This window comes from Cupriavidus necator N-1 (assembly GCF_000219215.1).
Taxonomy (GTDB): Bacteria; Pseudomonadota; Gammaproteobacteria; order Burkholderiales; family Burkholderiaceae; genus Cupriavidus; species Cupriavidus necator.
This window is the reverse complement of record NC_015727.1, coordinates 497,356-515,818: the sequence shown is the minus strand read 5'-3', so window position 1 is coordinate 515,818 and position 18,463 is coordinate 497,356. Positions and strand designations below refer to the sequence as shown.

Below are 18,463 nucleotides of genomic sequence, written 5' to 3'. Positions count from 1 at the left end.
AACTCGGCAGTTTGACCGGGCGAAGCGTTTGCGGCACAGAACTCAGGGGATATCAGTGGATCGCGCATAGCGCAATGGGGTCATTCCAACATGGCGCGTGAAAGCGGTGGTGAACGTGCTTGCAGAGCTATACCCAACCTGTGTAGCAATACGCTCAGTTGCAAGATCGTGTGCGCGCAGCAGGCGCTTCGCGAGAGCCATGCGCCAAGCGAGAACATATTCCATCGGAGCCAGCCCCACGATGCGACCAAACCGTGCGAAGAAGGCCGAGCGAGACATGCCAGCTTCAATTGCGAGTTTGGTCACAGTCCAATCGCTATCCGGTCGTGCATGTACCGCCCGCAGAGCCGGAGCCAAGCGAACATCCGACAGGCCGCGAGCCAAGCTTGGCACCGAGGCCATCTCGGTCCCGCAGCGTAGAGCTTCGATCATGAGAACCTCAAGAAGACGCTCCAACACCAGATCGCGTCCAGGTCGAAACTGACGCGTTTCATCACTGACAAGCTGCAGTAACTGCTCAAGTCGTGGCTCGCCGCGTGCGACTACTAGTGATGGCAGCAGAGAGACGAGCAGTGCGGCATCGGGCGAGGCAAATCGGCATAGCCCATATTGCATCCTGAGATTGACCGGCTCCGTCGGAGGCCCAACTCTAAACCGGCCCTCCCCAATCTCTACAGGCAGCACGTAGGCACCTTCCGGTGGTGCATCGATGCTTTCGATCGTCTGTTCATTGGCCGAGGGGGATAGGACGAAGTCGCCGGCACGAAGAAGGATAGGCGATCGGCCAGGCCCCACTACACGACAACCGCCCTCTAGAACGGCGAAGTAGACGGGCTTGCTTTCCGGATCGCGGCGGATGCGCCAGCTTCCTGTGTACTCGACTTGTTTGGAAAGGCCGGCGGACGGCTGCAGGAGCGTCACGATCTCTGAGAGTGGGTCTACAGTCATATCAGGACTATCGAAGATGATTTGTGGACCTTTGACTATAGATGGTCTGGTTATTGAAATCTACAATCAAATCAGTCATCCATCACGGAGTCATTTATGCCCACTGTCCTCATCACAGGCTGTTCATCCGGCTTTGGCCTCTTAACCGCCAAAGTATTCCTTCAGCGCGGTTGGAGCGTTATCGCCACCATGCGCAACGTAAGACCAGACATCCTGCCAGCGTCGGATAACCTCATGGTTCTCCCGCTCGATGTCACCGATCCCGAGAGCATCCGGAGCGCCGTTCAAAAGGCTGGCGAAATTGATGTGCTCGTCAACAACGCCGGATTTGGCGCAGGTGTCCCAGTTGAGCTGATCGAGCTTGATACAGCGCGTCAGCTTTTTGAGACCAATACGCTGGGCACGCTCTCCATGATGCAGGCGGTCCTCCCCCAGTTCCGCGAGCGCCGCAGCGGAACGATCATCAACATCACTTCTTCGGTGACGATCAAAGCGCTGCCGCTGGTCGGCACTTATGCCGCGAGCAAGACGGCAGTGAACGCGCTGACGGAATCACTCGCGCTTGAGGTGAGCCCGTTTGGCGTACGCGTGCATCTCGTCCTTCCTGGCCGTTCTCCGGAAACAAGTTTCAGCGGCGTTGCAAGGGCGCATTTGCGGGGGCTGGATAGTGCCGACTACAAGCCATTGATCGATGGAATGATCGCGGATTTTCGCGAGAACAATGGGCCGGTTACCTTTGCGAGCGACGTCGCCGAAGCGGTATGGCACGCGGCAACTGAGCCTAATGCACCATTCAAGATCCCTGCTGGCGAAGACGCCAGATCCTGGATGGCCCAAGCCAACTATGTAGCGCAGAGTCAGCAGAAACAATCGATAGATATGAAGGATCTTCTATGCCCGCATCAGAGTTGAAAATTGAAACCCGCTCCGGCACGAAACGTAAGCCGCGCCGTATATTGTCTATTGTTTCCAATACGGCAAAACTGAAAGGCGTTCCAGTCGGATTCTTTGCAGAGGAAATGACGCGAGCCTTCTTGATGTTCACCGAAGCCGGTCATCAGGTGGACTTGGCCTCGCCATTGGGCGGGGAGGTAATGTACGACACCCATAGCGATCCGCGCGCGCCGAATGGAGCGTATGCCAACGATCTTGTAAGCCTCGGCTTCGTTCACCATGCTAAGTTCGGCGCGCTTTTGAAGAACACGCTCCCGATAAGCAAGGTCAATGTGGACGACTATGATGCCGTATGGGTCGCGGGCGGGGGCGGTCCGCTCGTGACGTTCAGAGATGACACGGCCCTTCACTCGCTTATTGCGTCGTTCTACGAGAAAGAGAAAGTCGTCTCGTTGATCTGCCATGGCTCTTGCCTCCTGCTTTGGACCCGGCTTTCCAACGGAAAGATGCTGGCGGAGGGGAAGAAGTGGACAGGCTTCTCCGACGCGGAGGAAGAGGTGGTGAACGCCCGCTACGGCATGAAGATTCACGCCCAAACTATTCAAGGCGAGGCCGCCAATATTGCCGGAACGACCTTTATCTGCCAGGGAGTCGACGAGCCCTTCGCCGTTCGCGATGGCCGCCTCATTACTGGGCAGCAGCAATACAGTAGTGGCATGACGGCGGCGCTCGTGTTGGATGCACTCGATGAATATTGATGGCCGTGTGCAAGGTTATTTAGTGGAAGGGCTTGTTCACCTGAATTTATTGTCGAGCTGCGACGTTAGAAGGAAACAAAAATGCTGACAGAAATGCTGCGGAATCGAGTCTCTACAACTGCGGCGGTACTGGCCGCTTTCGATGAACTTGATCCATTATCGAGCGATTCGCTAGTTGGCTGCTGGAGTGGTTTTGTGATCGCTACCGGGCACCCCATGGACGGTCTTCTGAGCGCTGTCGGCTGGTACGGGAAAATGTTCCAAAGCGTGGATGAGGCATATCCGCTGATCATCCGGTCCCCGGACGCCAGTACGCTTTTTTCGATCGATCCCAGCCCTTTGCCACTTATAGGCTGCGCGAAGTTATCTCCCACGGATATGGTGTCGCGTTTTTCAACACTTTCCCCGTTGGCCCTGAGCACAACCGTCTCTCACGGTCGGCTGCGTATGGTCGAGTATCGCGGAAAGGTCACAGGAACTCTGATCTACGACCAGCAGCCGATACTCGATCATTTCGTGATGATTGATTCGCAAACGGTACTTGGAATTATGGATTTTAAAGAGTTCCCGCAGCCAGGCGCGTTTGTGCTGCAGCGCGATGACGACAGTGCCGTCAGCGTTGATCGCGGCGACTGGTCCCAACTGGCGGCGCAACGGCTCGGGTGAGCCAATACGTCCCGGCCTTCGTAGCGGGGTGCTCTCCAACCTGGCAGCGGTCCTACTGCTCCGTCCGCTGCCGCTCAGGCTGGCAACAATACGGCGGACGACGGGTTGATAGACACCGAGCGAGGAACGGACATGGAGCTTCGCAATCTACGCTGTTTCCTTGCCGTGGCCGAAGAACTCCACTTCGCTCGGGCGGCGATGAAGTTGCACATGGAGCAGTCGCCGCTGCACGCACAATCAAAGAACTGGAGGAAGACCTGGGTGAGCAGCTGTTCGTCCGCACCAGCCGCAGCACGCGGCTGACGCGGGCGGGCAGGCTGTTCCTTGAGCATGTGCCGCGCGTCTTCGCGGCCTTGAAGCAGGCGCGCGACAGCGTGAAGGCGGCGGCCAATGGTTTCCAAGGCCAGTTGCGCGTGGCGCTGTCCGATGGCATCACGCCTTCGCGCCTGCCTGCCCTGTTGGCGCAATGTCGGGAGGAAGAGCCCGATGTGGCCATCCGCTTCTTTGAGGTACCGCTGTCGCAGCAAATCAAGGGGTTGGGCGACGACCTTTATGACGTCGGCTTTGCCCAGACCGAGGACGTTGGTGAAGGCCTCGTGGCACAGGCGGTGTGGACAGATGCCTTGGTTGTGGCAGTGCCGGCCCGGCACGACCTGCTCCGGCACAAGCGGATCCCCCTGGAAGAAGTGCTGCGCTTTCCGCTTGTGTTGTGTGATCCGCATGCATGCGAGGGCCACGCGCGGCAGATAGAGCGCGTGCTGCGCAAGGTAGACATGGAACCACTAATTGCCGAGCGTGTCGCTTCGTGCGATCTGATGATGGCTTTGGTGGCAGCCGGCATTGCGTTAGGGTTGACCAGCGCAGCGCACATCCCCCGGCGTCAGAATTGTTGTCGTGTCACCTGATTTCGATTGACCCAGTCTGGGGGCGGTAGAGTCAGAGTGAATGAGAGCCTATTCAGCAGAGAGAAAGGAAGCGCTGTTGCGTCGCATGATGCCCCCCGAGAACGCGTTGGTGTCGGCGTTGGCAAGGGAGACGGGAGTTGCGGAGCAGACGTTGTATGCTTGGCGTCGACAGATGAAAGCGCAAGGAGTCCCGGTGCCGGGAGATGGAAAGAACCCCGAGGCGTGGTCCTCGGAGGACAAGTTTGCGGTGGTACTGGAAACCGCGCCGCTCAATGAAGCGGAATTGGCGGAGTATTGCCGCCGCAAGGGTCTTTACGCGGAGCAGATCGCTGCCTGGCGGGAGGCCTGTCGCTCGGCCAATGCCAACGCCGGTGAACAGGCGCGAGAACAACGACTTCAGTCCAAGGGTGACAAGAAGCGCATCCAGCAGCTTGAGAAGGAATTACAGCGAAAGGAGAAGGCGCTGGCGGAGGCGGCCGCATTGCTCATCCTGAGAAAAAAAGCCCAGGCGATTTGGGGAGAAAAAGAGGACGACTGATCAACGTCCCAGATCGCCGATTGTGTATATCGTTGATTCGTGAGGCAGAACGCTCTGGCTGCCGACTGGCACAGGCTTGCGACGAGTTGGGTCTGAGCTTGCGCACCTTCCAGCGCTGGGTTCGAGAAGGCGACGAGGTGGTCGCAGATGCTCGCACCACCACTGTGCGGCCAGCGCCAGCCAACAAGCTAAGCAAGGCGGAACGCCAGCAGATTCTTGCGGTGGCCAACAGCGTGGAGTTTGCCAGTTTGCCGCCCAGCCAGATCGTACCGACGCTGGCGGACCGCGGCCAGTACGTGGCCTCGGAGTCGAGCTTCTATCGTGTCTTGCGTAGCGCGTCGCAGCAGCATCACCGCGGTCGTGCGCGCAAGCCCTCGGCGCGGGTGGTGACCAGCCATTGCGCCACCGGACCCAATCAGGTGTGGAGCTGGGACATTACCTGGATGCCGGCAGCAATCAAGGGCCAGTATTACTACTGGTACATGATGCTGGACGTGTTCAGCCGCAAGATCGTCGGTCATGAAGTGCATCGGGCGGAGTCGGCGGAGTTGGCGGCGTTGCTCATGCGGCGAGCCAGTTTGGCCGAAGGTCTGGCTGGACGTCCTCTGGTTCTGCACTCGGATAACGGCAGTCCAATGAAGGGCGCGACGATGCTCGCCACCCTGGAAAACCTGGGGGTGGTCGCTTCGTTCAGCCGGCCGCGCGTGAGCAATGACAACCCCTACGCCGAGTCGCTGTTCCGGACCTGCAAGTATCGGCCGGACTACCCGCGCCAAGCATTCGGCAGCGTGGACGAGGCGCGTGCATGGACGCAGCGATTTGTGCGTTGGTACAACCACGTGCACAAGCATAGTGGGCTGAAATTCGTGACACCGGCGCAGCGCCACGGTGGCGTAGCCGCGGCGGTGCTGGCGCACCGTGAAGCAGTCTATGCTGAGGCTAAGGCCAGAACGCCCAAGCGTTGGTCCGGGCCGACACGGAACTGGAGTTTGGCAGACGAAGTCTGGCTCAATCCGGAACGGATTGAGCCAGCAGAACTAAAGCAGGTTGCGTGAGGTGACGTGACAACTACGTTGACAATCGCCGACATCGTGGCGAGTCGAGAGACCGGCGTAGTGGCCCGGCCGTTGGCGGGCCACTCGCCGGTACTGACACCTACCTGCTGTGCCCTTCGGGTGAGCCTAGGGAAGCGCTCGCACGCTTCATTGAAAGGGTACGAACCATCGGTCTGCCGGGAGGCACAGGGCCCGCGCTACCACCTGAATTTGATGCTCAGGAGGCAGTCGTGTGAAGCGAATGCCATCTTTGCTGCTGATCGGGGTGCTCACGGCCTGCGGCCCGTCGGAGACGCCGAAGCAGCCCAACCTGCCAACCGTGGAAGAACTCGCCGCCGATCCGGACCGCTTGAAGGAACTGCGCCAGCGATGCAAGACCGACCGCGCAACGCTTGGCGACGTGTTGTGCAACCGGGTGGCCGAAGCCACGCGCAAGCGGTTCTATGGCGACGGAAAGACACCCTATACGCCGCCCGAAACACCGCCTAAGTTCTGATCGCCAGCCTTTCGCAAGAAATTTTGCCCTTCGTAGTCAACACTCCGCAGCGCGCCCACACCTGCGGCGTTCTTACTGGTTTCTTTGCAGCCTGAAACGATGCTTTTTGCATCATCTTGCTTCCGATAACGGTCTTTGACCGGCACTGACCCGGCACCGATTCTCACGCTATGCGGCACGTCCTTTGTGCCGCGCTTGAACGGGGAATAGCGCAAGAATCGGAGGCCAGTCATGCAGGCTCAGGGCGTGCTGTTCGGGCAGATCGCCGCCGTTATCGGCATCGTGATCGCCGGTGTATGGAGTGCAACGCAATGGACAGCCGCCGCCCTGGGCTATCAACTACGCCTTGGCTCGCCCTGGTTCGATTTCTTCGGAACGCCGGTCTATTACCCCTGGCGGTTGTTCGAGTGGTGGTTCTTCTTCGATGCCTACGCGCCTCATGTTTTCGACATAGGCGGGGCAATCGCGGGCGGCAGCGGCCTGGTAGCCGTGGTGGTCGCCGTCGCCATGTCGGTGTGGCGTTCGCGGCAATCGCGCCTTGTCACTACCTACGGCTCGGCGCGCTGGGCCGAAGCGGATGACATTCGCAAGGCCGGACTGACACGGCCGGCCGGCGTGTTCCTCGGCAAATATCGCAACGAGTACCTACGTCACGAAGGCCTCGAGCACATCCTGACCTTTGCGCCCACGCGCTCGGGCAAGGGTGTCGGTCTGGTGGTGCCGACGCTGCTGTCGTGGCCGGCATCCGCCGTCATTCACGACATCAAAGGCGAGAACTGGCAGATCACCGCCGGCTGGCGCTCGCGCTTCTCGCATTGCCTGCTGTTCAACCCGACCGATGCGAAGTCGGCGGCCTATAACCCGCTGCTGGAAGTACGGCGCGGCGCGCATGAAGTGCGCGACGTGCAGAACATCGCGGACATTCTCGTTGACCCCGAAGGCGCGCTGGAGAAACGCAACCATTGGGAGAAGACCAGCCATGCGCTGCTGGTCGGAGCCATCCTGCATGTGCTCTATGCGGGCGAGGACAAGACCCTGCGCGGCGTTGCCAATTTTCTGTCCGATCCGGCCAGCCCGTTCGAGCTGACGCTGCACCGAATGATGACGACAAAGCACCTGGACGAGGTGCCGCATCCGGTTGTCGCGTCCGCTGCCCGCGAAGTGCTCAACAAGTCGGACAACGAACGCTCGGGCGTGTTGAGTACCGCCATGTCGTTCCTCGGTCTGTACCGAGACCCCACGGTGGCCGAAGTCACCTCGCGCTGCGACTGGCGTATCGCCGACCTGATCGCATCCGAGTATCCCGTCTCGCTGTATCTGGTGGTGCCGCCTTCGGACATTTCTCGGACGAAGCCGCTTATCCGCCTGATCCTCAACCAGATCGGCCGGCGGCTCACTGAATCCCTCGACGGCAGCGACGGCATCGAGCGCCGCCACAAGCTGCTGCTGATGCTCGATGAGTTCCCGGCCCTTGGCCGCCTCGACTTCTTCGAGACGGCGCTCGCCTTCATGGCGGGCTACGGCATCCGCAGCTTCCTCATCGCGCAGTCGCTCAACCAGATCGACAAGGCGTATGGGCAGAACGCAGAACCATTCCATCCTCGACAACTGCCACGTCCGCGTGACGTTTGCGACCAACGACGAACGCACGGCGAAACGGATCGCCGAAACGCTCGGCACCGCCACCGAACTGCGCGCGCAGCGCAACTATGCCGGCCACCGGCTCGCGCCGTGGCTCGGGCACTTGATGGTGTCGCGCCAGGAGACGGCCCGCCCGCTGTTGACACCGGGCGAAGTCATGCAGCTTCCAACCGATGAAGCCGTGGTGATGGTGTCCAGCGTGGCACCGATTAAGGCGAAGAATTTGCGCTACTACGCCGACGCGAATTTCAAGAGCCGTGTGCTGCCGCCGCCCGGGCTGGCGGCAGGGCGCTACGCAGATGCGCCGCCGACCCGGCCCGACGACTGGAGCGACCTGGCAATCCCCGCTATGCCGGCAGCCCCGGCGGGCCTGTCCAGCGATAGCGCTGGAACCGCCGATGACGGCGGCCCGCGTCGCCAGCCCGAGCTATCCGAAGTCGCGGAATACACCCCCGAACCGCAGCCCGCCGGCAACGACCTGGCGCTGCTCGATGACGACGACGACCTGCCGCTGCCGCTTCCCGGCCAGCTTGACCCGGCCATGCAGCGCACGGCCCGGCTGGCTTCCCTCGACTCCAACGACGGAATCGACCTATGAGCCAATACCGCCTCAACCTGTTCATCCAGCCCGAGCATGCCAAGCGCCTTGAAGAACTGGCCGCCAAGAAAGGCGTGTCCAAGTCATCCATCGTCGCAGCGGCGCTTGCATCGTGGCTGTCGCCCGATGCCGGCGACCAGCGCGAGGCGGCCATCGCCAAGCGGCTGGATCGCCTGTCGCGGCAGACCGAGCGCATGGAGCGCGACCAGAACATCCAAATCGAAACGCTGGCGCTGTTCATCCGCTACTTCCTGACCGTCAGCACGCCGGTTCCCGAAGCCCATCAGGACGCGGCCCGAGCGCAGGGCAAGGCGCGTTTCGAGCAATTCGTGGAGCAGCTTGGCCGCCACTTGTTGCGTGGTCGGAGCCTGGTGCGCGACGTGGTGGAAGAACTGCATCCCGATCCCGGTGCGGATGGACGACGCGGCGGCGCTGGCCGAAGCCCACGAACGAACTGCGGAGCGTGCCTCATGAGCGCCGTTCCGCAGACCCCGCCCGAGCGCTCATCCACCGCGGCTTCGCTGGATCGCCGCATCCAGATGCTGCGCACGGCAATGGGGCCGGTGATCGCCGCCGCGCTGGCCGACTCGGACGTGGTGGAAGTCATGCTCAACCCCGACCGCACCCTATGGGGGGATCGGCTGTCGTCGGGCCGCACGCCCCTGGGCGTGGAGCTTTCCGAAGACGATGGCGAGCGCATCATCCGCTTGGTGGCCGCGCACGTCGGTGCGGAAGTGCATCGCGGGCGGCCGCTGCTGACCGCCGAGCTGCCCGAAACCGGCGAGCGGTTCGAGGGCATCCTGCCACCGGCCGCGCCCGGCCTTCGCACTGCGCAAGCGCGCCGTGAGCATCATCGGCCTGGATCGCTATGTGGCCGACGGCATTCTGACCACAGGCCAAGCGGACTTCCTGCGCAGTGCCGTGCGCGAGCGCCAGAACATCCTGATCGCCGGCGCGACAAGCAGCGGCAAGACCACGCTCGCCAATGCCTTGCTTGCGGAAATCGCCGCCACCGGCGACCGCGTGCTGGTGCTCGAAGACACGATCGAACTGCAATGCGCCGCCCGTGACCATGTGCCGCTGCGCACCCGCGCCGGTGTCGTGTCGATGACCGAACTGGTGCGCGCCACGATGCGCCTGCGCCCTGATCGCGTGATCGTCGGCGAAGTGCGCGGCGGCGAAGCCCTGGACTTGGTGAAGGTGTGGGGCACCGGCCATCCCGGCGGCACTGCCACCATCCACGCCGGTTCCGCGCTGGGCGCATTGCTGCGCCTCGAACAGTTGATTCTCGAAGTGGCGGTGAACCCGCCGCGTGCGCTGATCGCCGAGGCGGTGAACGTCGTCATCCACATCGCCTGACGTGGCCGCAAGCGCCGCGTCGAAAGCATCGCCCGTGTCGTCGGCTTCGACGGCACTGGCTATCGCCTGGCGGACGCGCTGGAAACGCCGTTTCCCGAGCTGATGCCGGTTCCTCTCGCAGCCGATGCCGCTGCGCCTTCCCTTGACCAACCTGGAGAACTGCCATGATGCAGATGTACGCTCACGCTTTCCGTATTTCTGTAAAACCGGTTTCGACCATCGCACGCCTGCGGCGGCTGGCCGGCCCCGCACACCACGGCCTGCTGCTGGCCGCGCTGCTGCTGTTCCTGACCGGCACCGCGCAGGCGGCCGGTTCCTCGATGCCGTGGGAAGGCCCGCTGCAATCCATTCTGGAGTCGATCCAGGGGCCGGTGGCGCGCATCGTCGCGGTCATCATCATCATCGCCATGGGCCTCGCGCTGGCCTTCGGCGACACGTCGGGCGGCTTCCGCAAACTCATCCAGATCGTCTTCGGGCTGAGCATCGCGTTCGCGGCTTCAAGCTTCTTCCTGTCGTTCTTCAGCTTTTCCGGCGGGGCCGTTGTATGAGCGGCGTGGACAGCTTCGCGGCTGGCTTCGAGGTGCCGCTGCATCGCTCGCTGACCGAGCCGATCCTCATGGGCGGTGCGCCGCGCACCGTGGCGATTGCCAACGGCACGCTGGCCGCCGCCGTCGGGCTGGGCCTGCAACTCTGGATTCCCGGTGTCGCGCTCTGGATCGTTGGTCACTCGCTGGCCGTATGGGGGGCGCGTGTTGATCCGCAGTTCATGCAGGTCTTCGCCCGGCACATCAAGCACAAGCCGCTGCTGGACGTGTAGGGAGACGCCGCCATGCTGAACCTTGCCGAATACCGCCAGCGGCCCGCCTTGCTGGCCGACTGGCTGCCCTGGGCGCTCCTGGCCGATTCCGCGCTGGTCGGCGGCCTCGCGCCCATGCTGGGCGACCAGCACCTGCGCGTGGTGTCGGTGCGGGGCTTCCCGACCTCGACCTGGCCGGGCCTGCTGGACGACCTCAACCGTCTGGGCTTTGCCTATCGCTGGAGTACGCGGTTCCTCTGCCTCGACAAAGCCGAGGCGGAAAAGGAACTGGGCCGCCTGCGCCGCCAATGGTTCGCCAAGCGCAAGAACGTCATCGCGCTGCTGCGCGAAACGATCTTCCAGCAGGAAAGCCCGCTGGTCGATACCGATGCCAGCAACAAGGCGGCCGACGCAGAGGCGGCCTTGCAAGAGCTGGGCAGCGATCAAGTCGCCTTCGGCTACCTCACCGCCACGGTGACGGTGCTCGACGCCGACCCGGCCGTGGCCGACGAGAAGCTGCGCATGGTGGAGCGTGTGATTCAGGGCCGGGGCTTCGTCACCATCCCTGAAACGCTCAATGCGGTGGATGCGTGGCTGTCGTCCATACCGGGTAACGCCTACGCCAACGTGCGCCAGCCCATCGTCTCGACGCTGAACCTGGCGCACATGATGCCGGTGTCCGCCGTGTGGGCCGGGCCGGAGAAGAACGTCCACCTCGACGGCCCGCCGCTGATCGTCACCCGCACCGATGGCGCAACGCCGTTCCGCTTGGTCACGCACATCGGCGACGTGGGGCACACGCTAGTCGCAGGGCCGACGGGTATGGGTAAATCCGTCCTGCTGGCGATGCTGGCCTTGCAGTTCCGCCGCTATGGCGGCTCGCGCATCTTCGCCTTCGACATGGGGCGATCCATGCGGGCGACGGTGCTGGGCCTGGGTGGCGAACACTACGACCTCGGCGCGGACGGCGGCATTGCCTTTCAGCCCTTGGCCCGTATCGACAGCGAAGGCTATCGCACCTGGGCCGCCGAATGGATCGAAGGCCGGTTTCTGCATGAAGGCGTGACCGTCGGCCCCGACGAGAAAGCCGCCATCTGGTCGGCGCTCGGCAGTCTTGCCGGTGCGCCCGTTGAGCAGCGCACGATGACCGGCCTTTCGGTGCTGCTGCAATCGAACGCGCTGCGGCAAGCCCTGTCGCCCTATGTGCTCGGCGGCGCGCACGGCAAGCTGCTGGATGCCGACCGCGACCGGCTCGGCAGCGGCGACGTGCAGGGCTTCGAGATGGAAGAACTGATGCACAGCCCCGCCGCCGTGCAAGCGGTGCTGCGCTATCTGTTCGCCCGCTTCGATGCGCGTTTCGACGGTGCGCCCACGCTGCTGATCCTCGATGAAGCGTGGCTGTTCCTCGATGAACCGTCCTTCGCGGCGCGCATCCGGCAATGGCTCAAGACGCTCAGGAAAAAGAACGTCAGCGTCATCTTCGCCACGCAGTCGCTGGCCGACATCAAGGATTCGACCATCGCGCCCGCGGTCATCGAGAGCTGCGCGAGCCGGATTTTTCTCCCTAACCCGCAGGCTACCGAGCCGCAGATTCGCACGATCTACGAAGGCTTCGGGCTGAACTCGCGGCAAATCGAAATCGTCGCCACCGCGCAGCCCAAGCGCGATTACTACTACCAATCGCGCCTGGGCAATCGCCTGTTCGACCTCGACCTGGGGCCGGCCGCCCTCGCCTTCGCGGGCGCATCCACACCGCAAGACCAACGCGACATCGACCGCGTGCTGACACAGGCCGGCGCTCCCGGCTTCGCCGGTACGTGGCTGCGCCATCTCGGCCTCGATTGGGCCGCTGACCTGCTGCCGTCTTCGCCGGCGGCGGCTTCTTTCCTCGCTTCTCAACCGCTGGAGGTTTCGCCATGAAAGCCCGTGTCCTTTCCGTTTCGCTCGCCGCCGCGCTGTCGGTGTCCCTGCTGGCCGTGCAGCCTGCATCGGCGCTGACGGTGTTCGACCCATCCAACTTCGTGCAGAACACGCTCACCGCCGTTCGCACGCTGGAGCAGATCAACAACCAGATCAACCAGCTCCAAAACGAAGCACAGATGCTGCTGAACCAGGCGCGCAACCTGACGAAGCTGGATTTCAACATCACCAACCGCCTGCGCTCGACGCTTGCCACCACCGAACGCCTGATCGCCGAAGCGCAGGGGTTGGCCTACGACGTGCAGAGTATGGATGCCACGTTCTCGCGCCTGTACCCGGAGCAGTACGCCGCCACCATCAGCGGCGACCGCATGGCACAGGACGCACGCGAACGCTGGAAGAACACGCTCGACGGCCTGCACACCGCGATGCGGATGCAGGCGCAGGTGTCGCAGAACCTGGCGCAAGACGAAAGCGCGCTAGCCGACCTCGTGAGCCAGAGCCAGTCGGCCACCGGCGCGCTGCAAGCGATGCAGGCAACGAACCAGCTTCTCGCCTTGCAGGCCAAGCAGTCCATTCAGACCCAGCAGCTCCAGATCACGCAAGACCGGGCGGCCTCGCTGGAACTGGCTCGGCAGGCGGCGGCCACCGAGCGCGCCCGCGAAGTGCGGCGGCGCTTCCTGGGCACCGGCACGTCGTACACGCCGCAGTCCGTCAACTTCTACAACAACCGACGGGAGGCGGCCATGCGAGGCGTTCCCGTTCTGTCCGTTTCGCTGCTGGCCGTGCTGCTGACCGCGTGCGGCCAGCAGCCGGCCGAAGACCTGGCCGCCACCTTGGCCGCCGATCCCGTGCGGCTCAAGGTGCTGCGCGCCCGATGCGTAGCCGACCGGCAAGCCGCAGGCAAAGACACCTGCCGGGCCGCCGCCGAAGCCTTCCGGCGGCGGTTCTTCGCCGGCCAGGCCGGGCCGGACGAATACCGGACGCTGGCCGAACTGCCGCCGATTCCAGCGAGCTTCGACACGCCCGACGACCACGCGCCGGAAGGCGATGCGCCGCTCGCCGCTGCGGAGGACACGCCATGAACGACGTGACCATCATCGACAGATTTCTCGATACCTTCTCGCGCTACATCGACTCGGGCTTCGGGCTCCTGCAAGGCGAAGTGGCGTTCCTGACCGCCACACTGATCGTCATCGACATGACCATCGCCGGCCTGTATTGGGCCATGAGCCATGCCACCGGCCAAGGCGAGGACGTGATTGCCAAGCTGCTGCGCAAGGTGCTCTACGTCGGTGCCTTCGCCTACATCATCGGCAACTTCAACTGGTTGTCGTGCGTCGTGTTCCGGTCATTTGCGGGGCTAGGTATCACCGCCACCGGCTCGGCCATCACGATGGAGAACTTCTTGCAGCCGGGCCGGCTGGCGAAGACGGGCATCGACGCGGCTGCGCCGATCCTTGACCAGATCGGCGACATGGCCGGCTTCCCCGAAGTGTTCGTGATCCTCGATCCCATCGTGGTGCTGTTCATCGCCTGGCTGGTGGTGATCCTCTGCTTCTTCGTGCTGGCGGTACAGCTTTTCATCACGCTGATCGAGTTCAAGCTGACCACGCTCGCCGGCTTCGTCTTGATTCCGTTTGCGCTCTGGAACAAGACGAGCTTCCTTGCGGAAAAGGTGCTCGGCAACGTGGTTTCGTCGGGCATCAAGGTCTTGGTGCTGGCCGTCATCGTCGGCATCGGCTCGGGCCTGTTCGCGGAGTTTCAGGTTCATCCTGACGAGCCTTCCATCGACCATGCGCTTGTCGTGATGCTGGCCTCGATCGCGCTGCTGGCGCTCGGCATCTTCGGCCCCGGCATCGCCACGGGCCTTGTGTCCGGTGCGCCGCAGCTTGGCGCGGGCGCGATGGCCGGCGCTGCCGTCGGCGCGGTCGGCACTGGCGTTGCCATTGGTGCCACCGCGACCGGCGTGGGCGGTGCCGTCATGGCGGGCGCGCGCATGGCCCCCGCCGCCGCCAAGCTGGCCGGCAGCGGCGCACGCGCCGCCACGTCGGCGGCCAGCAGCGCCAAGTCCGCATTCCAGGCCGGTTCCGCCGCAGCGCGCGGCGGAGCCAAGGGCGCTGCGGCGGGCCTCGGCAATGTCGCCAAGACCGGCGCGCAAGCCGCAGGCCGCCGCGCCGCGTCCGGCGCTTCCGCTGCCGGTCAGAAGGTGGCCGATTCCTTCCGTGCCGGATGGAACGGCGCGAATGCCGGCGCTGCCGGTTCCGGCCAGGCCGCCGCAGGCGAAGGCGCAGACAGCGCAGCCAGCGCGCCGAAGCAAGAGCAACCCGCCTGGGCCAAGCGGATGCACCGCCGCCAGCAGATCACCCATGCCGCGACCACCGCCGCCCACACGCTGCGCGGGGGCGACGGCGGCGGCTCGGGGCAAGGCCCCAGCCTGCGCCCCGATGAGTGACCCGATACCTGACCCTCAAGGAGAACACCCATGCGATTCAAACGCCCGCAGGTGCGCTATGCCGATACGCCGCAGCCTGCCACCCCGTACCAATCCGCCGCGCAGGTGTGGGACGACCGTATCGGCTCGGCCCGCGTCCAGGCCAAGAACTGGCGATTCATGGCCTTCGGCTGTCTCACGCTGGCGCTGCTGATGGCCGGCGGCCTGGTGTGGCGCTCGGCACAGTCCATCGTCACGCCTTACGTCATCGAGGTCGATCAGTCCGGGCAGGTGCGCGCCGTCGGCGAGGCGGCCACGCCGTATCGGCCCGCCGATGCGCAGATCGCGCACCACCTGGCGCGCTTCGTGACGCTGGTGCGCTCGCTATCCATCGACCCGATCGTGGTGCGGCAGAACTGGCTGGATGCCTACGACTACACCACCGACAAGGGCGCGGCGGTGCTCAACGACTACGCCAGCAAGAACGATCCCTTCGCCCGCATCGGCAAGGAATCGGTGACGGTGCAGATCACCAGCGTTGTCCGCGCCAGCGACACGTCTTTCAACGTGCGCTGGACGGAACAACGGTTCATCAACGGTGCCCCCGCTGGCACCGAGCGGTGGAATGCGGTGCTTTCCACTGTCCTGCAAACCCCGCGCACCGAGCAGCGCCTGCGCAAGAACCCACTGGGTATCTACGTCAATGGCCTGTCATGGAGCCGCGAACTGGATTCTTCCGAAGGAGCCAAACCATGAACCAGTCTTTCCGCTTTTACGCTTTCGTGCTGACCGTGGCGGCCCTGTCGGGTTGCGCCTCGCAGGGCAAGCCGCCTCCGTCCATCTCGCTCGATAAGCCGGCGCAGGCGCAGGCGCTGCCGGAGCCACCTGCGCCGGTGGAAGTTGTCACTGTGCCCGAGCCGCTGGCGCTGCCGGCACAGTTGAAGCCGCTACCCGAAGCGGACACGGCCCCGGCGGCGCCGGAGCCTGCTGACGAGAAGGTGCGAGTCTCGCGCGCCAACGCCGAGGCTCGCATCGCGCCCACCCGCGAGGGCTACGTCAATGCGATTCAGGTGTGGCCTTTCACGGACGGCGCGGTCTATCAGGTCTATGCCGCGCCGCGGCACGTGACCGTGGTTTCCTTGCAGCCGGGCGAGGAACTGGTGACTGTTGCCGCAGGCGATACCGTGCGCTGGATCGTCGGTGACACATCCAGCGGCAGCGGCGACGCGCTGCGCATCAATGTGCTGGTGAAGCCCATCCGTTCGAGCCTCAAGACGAACTTGGTCATCACCACCAGCCGCAGGACGTACCTGCTGGAGCTGACCTCGACGGAAAAGGCATGGATGGCGTCGGTGTCCTGGGACTACCCGAAAGACCGGATGCTGGCCCTGCAGCGCCAGTCGCAGGCCGCACAGACAGCCGCGCCGGTCGATACCGGCCTGGCACTGGAGAAGATCCGTTTCCGCTACGCGGTCAGCGGCAGCAATCCGCCGTGGAAGCCGCTGCGCGCCTTCGATGACGGCGAGAAGGTCTATATCCAGTTCCCGCCAGGCATCGCGCAAGGCGAGCTGCCGCCGCTGTTCGTGATCGGCGGGCAGGGTGACGGGCAACTGGTGAACTACCGTTTCCGTCCACCGTACTACATCGTGGATCGGCTGTTCGGTGCGGCCGAACTGCGCCTGGGCGGTGATGGCGGCGACGTGGTGCGGATCGAACGCACGGATGGCGTGGCGCGGAGGAACTGACCATGAGCCAGGACGACACTCCCGACCTCGCCACGCCGCAGGCGGGCAAGGTAGCACCCGAGGCGGTGGCGCTGCGCGCCCAGCCGCGCCCAGTCACGCGCTTGAACCGGCGCACGCTGGCCATCCTCGCCGGCACCCTGTCGGTCGCCGTGCTCGGCGCGCTCATGTGGTCGCTGCAACCGCAGCGGCGCGGCGCTGGCGAGCAGACCGAGCTTTACAACGTCGATCGCGTCTCCAAGTCGGAAGGGCTGGATGCGCTGCCGGCCGACTACTCGAAGCTGCCGCCCCCTTTGCCGGCATCCGTGCCGGAACTGGGGCCGCCGCTGCCGGGCGATCTTGGCCCGGCCATCGTGAAGTCGCAGCAGCCGGTGACGGCCGCCTACACGGCCCCCGGCCACGACCCGAACGATGCGCTACGCAAGGAAGCCGAAGCAGCGGCGGCATCGTTGGTGTTCTTCCGCTCGGGTTCGCAGCAGGCCGCGCAGGTGGCGCAGACGCAGGTGGCCGCCGCGCCGGGCTTCGCCGCCAATGCGGCCTTCGACCCGCTGGCGGCCGGGCCGGCCTCGACGGCGGCTCAGCCTGCCGATCCCACCGCTGTGCAGAACAGGCAAGACCAGAAAGAGGCGTTCCTGACTGGAGGCTCTACGGAAACCCGTAATTCCGGCAATCTGACCCTACCGGCTTCGCCGTATCAGGTCATGGCCGGAACGGTGGTTGCCGGGGCGCTGGTGACGGGTATCAAATCAGACTTGCCGGGCGACGTGATCGCCACGGTGACGGAGCCGGTCTATGACACCGCCACGGGCAAGTTCCTGCTGATCCCGCAGGGTTCGCGCATCCTGGGCAAATACAACAGCCAGGTCAGCTACGGGCAGAGCCGCGTTCAAGTCGTCTGGAATAGGATCATCCTGCCCGATACGTCTTCGCTCACGCTCGACAATCTAGCCGGCACCGACCCGGCCGGCTATGCCGGCCTGGAAGATGGCGTTGATTGGCACTGGGATCGCATCTTTGCCAGCGCTGCACTGACGACGCTGCTGGGCGTCGGCGCAGAGCTAGCCGCGCCGGAGAACCGCCAAGACGGCGATCGGGTCATCATCGCCGGGCGCGACAGCGCGCAGGACAGCATCAATCAGGTCGGTCAAGAGATGACCCGGCGCAACATGAACATTCAGCCGACGCTGACCGAACGTCCGGGCTTGCCGGTTCGCATCATCGTCAACCGCGATCTGGTGCTGCGGCCGTACCAGCCGCTTTTCTTCAATAAGGGGACTTCATGATGACGACGCGCAAGCTGCGGCTGGGGCCGCTGCCGAAATCGGAATCCACGAAGCTGACCTTTGCCTGCCCGGCCAGCCTGAAAGCCGACCTCGACCGCTACGCCGCACTGCACGCGCAGACCTATGGCGAAGCGGTCGATGCGGCGACGTTGATCCCGCACATGCTGGAGACGATCATGGCGGGCGATCGGGGATTCAGAAAATCTATGGTCACCCCCATTTTTGCAACCCTGAGTCTTGATGCCGATGTTGGCTTGCGTAAATCTATTCGGCGTCGTCGTGGGGAATGGCTCCCCGCGCCACGATGAGATCCGCGCCTGACGATCCTAAAAACGGAAGCAGTCTCGAAGACTTGTTTTCTGACCAGGTTCGCCGCCAGGCCGCTGTGCCGTTCACGTCATAAATTTTCAGTCGTCGAAAAACCAGTTGG

At 63.8% G+C, this 18,463-nt stretch carries 13 protein-coding genes and 6 pseudogenes; 18 read left to right on the top strand and 1 reads right to left on the bottom strand.

Annotated features, from left to right (window positions below; all coding sequences use genetic code 11):
- Window positions 1–42: 42 nt before the first annotated feature.
- Complete coding sequence (locus tag CNE_RS39880; RefSeq protein ID WP_013958975.1) at window positions 43–948, bottom strand: AraC family transcriptional regulator; 906 nt, start codon at window positions 946–948, stop codon at window positions 43–45.
- 96 nt (window positions 949–1,044) lie between these two features.
- Between CNE_RS39880 and CNE_RS32445 the strand changes: the two genes are divergently transcribed.
- The 18 genes and pseudogenes from CNE_RS32445 (at window position 1,045) to CNE_RS32360 (ending at window position 18,341) form a co-directional block, all read left to right on the top strand.
- Complete coding sequence (locus CNE_RS32445; protein WP_013958974.1) at window positions 1,045–1,860, top strand: SDR family oxidoreductase; 816 nt, start codon at window positions 1,045–1,047, stop codon at window positions 1,858–1,860.
- Window positions 1,842–2,600 (top strand): type 1 glutamine amidotransferase domain-containing protein, encoded by a 759-nt coding sequence (locus CNE_RS32440; protein WP_013958973.1) that lies wholly within the window; start codon window positions 1,842–1,844, stop codon window positions 2,598–2,600. The genes CNE_RS32445 and CNE_RS32440 overlap by 19 nt, the downstream gene beginning before the upstream one ends.
- Window positions 2,601–2,681: 81 nt before the next feature.
- Window positions 2,682–3,266, top strand: coding sequence for a DUF4334 domain-containing protein (locus tag CNE_RS32435; protein WP_049800708.1), 585 nt, complete (start codon window positions 2,682–2,684; stop codon window positions 3,264–3,266).
- 132 nt (window positions 3,267–3,398) lie between these two features.
- Window positions 3,399–4,138, top strand: a pseudogene (locus CNE_RS32430) (LysR family transcriptional regulator); the annotation flags it as partial.
- 73 nt (window positions 4,139–4,211) lie between these two features.
- A protein-coding gene (locus CNE_RS32420) for an IS3 family transposase (protein WP_238553039.1) occupies window positions 4,212–5,764 on the top strand; the annotation gives its coding sequence in 2 pieces (ribosomal slippage) (window positions 4,212–4,674 and window positions 4,674–5,764; 1,554 coding nt in all).
- 241 nt (window positions 5,765–6,005) lie between these two features.
- Window positions 6,006–6,260, top strand: coding sequence for an EexN family lipoprotein (locus tag CNE_RS32415; RefSeq protein ID WP_013958971.1), 255 nt, complete (start codon window positions 6,006–6,008; stop codon window positions 6,258–6,260).
- Between the two features lie 231 nt (window positions 6,261–6,491).
- Window positions 6,492–8,499, top strand: a pseudogene (locus tag CNE_RS32410) (conjugal transfer protein TraG).
- Window positions 8,496–8,973 (top strand): annotated as a pseudogene (locus CNE_RS39870) (ribbon-helix-helix protein, CopG family). The pseudogenes CNE_RS32410 and CNE_RS39870 overlap by 4 nt, the downstream one beginning before the upstream one ends.
- A pseudogene (gene trbB / locus CNE_RS32405) lies at window positions 8,970–10,026 on the top strand (P-type conjugative transfer ATPase TrbB). The pseudogenes CNE_RS39870 and trbB overlap by 4 nt, the downstream one beginning before the upstream one ends.
- On the top strand, window positions 10,023–10,406 hold the full coding sequence (locus tag CNE_RS32400) for a TrbC/VirB2 family protein (RefSeq protein WP_013958968.1): 384 nt from the start codon (window positions 10,023–10,025) through the stop codon (window positions 10,404–10,406). The pseudogene trbB and the gene CNE_RS32400 overlap by 4 nt, the downstream one beginning before the upstream one ends.
- Entirely contained in the window at window positions 10,403–10,675 is a 273-nt protein-coding gene (locus tag CNE_RS32395; RefSeq protein WP_013958967.1) for a VirB3 family type IV secretion system protein, read from the top strand. The genes CNE_RS32400 and CNE_RS32395 overlap by 4 nt, the downstream gene beginning before the upstream one ends.
- Window positions 10,676–10,747: 72 nt before the next feature.
- A pseudogene (gene trbE / locus CNE_RS32390) lies at window positions 10,748–12,574 on the top strand (conjugal transfer protein TrbE); the annotation flags it as partial.
- A pseudogene (gene trbJ / locus CNE_RS32385) lies at window positions 12,571–13,305 on the top strand (P-type conjugative transfer protein TrbJ); the annotation flags it as partial. The pseudogenes trbE and trbJ, both read left to right, overlap by 4 nt.
- A gap of 350 nt (window positions 13,306–13,655) precedes the next feature.
- On the top strand, window positions 13,656–15,029 hold the full coding sequence (trbL, locus tag CNE_RS32380; RefSeq protein ID WP_013958964.1) for a P-type conjugative transfer protein TrbL: 1,374 nt from the start codon (window positions 13,656–13,658) through the stop codon (window positions 15,027–15,029).
- 30 nt (window positions 15,030–15,059) lie between these two features.
- The gene (gene trbF / locus CNE_RS32375) at window positions 15,060–15,764 is read left to right on the top strand and encodes a conjugal transfer protein TrbF (protein ID WP_013958963.1); all 705 of its coding nucleotides are present in this window, start codon (window positions 15,060–15,062) and stop codon (window positions 15,762–15,764) included.
- Window positions 15,761–16,753, top strand: coding sequence for a P-type conjugative transfer protein TrbG (trbG, locus tag CNE_RS32370; protein ID WP_013958962.1), 993 nt, complete (start codon window positions 15,761–15,763; stop codon window positions 16,751–16,753). The genes trbF and trbG overlap by 4 nt, the downstream gene beginning before the upstream one ends.
- A gap of 2 nt (window positions 16,754–16,755) precedes the next feature.
- The gene (locus CNE_RS32365) at window positions 16,756–18,033 is read left to right on the top strand and encodes a TrbI/VirB10 family protein (RefSeq protein WP_013958961.1); all 1,278 of its coding nucleotides are present in this window, start codon (window positions 16,756–16,758) and stop codon (window positions 18,031–18,033) included.
- Window positions 18,030–18,341 (top strand): DUF2274 domain-containing protein, encoded by a 312-nt coding sequence (locus CNE_RS32360; RefSeq protein ID WP_013958960.1) that lies wholly within the window; start codon window positions 18,030–18,032, stop codon window positions 18,339–18,341. Before CNE_RS32365 ends, CNE_RS32360 begins: the two co-directional genes overlap by 4 nt.
- Window positions 18,342–18,463 lie beyond the last annotated feature (122 nt).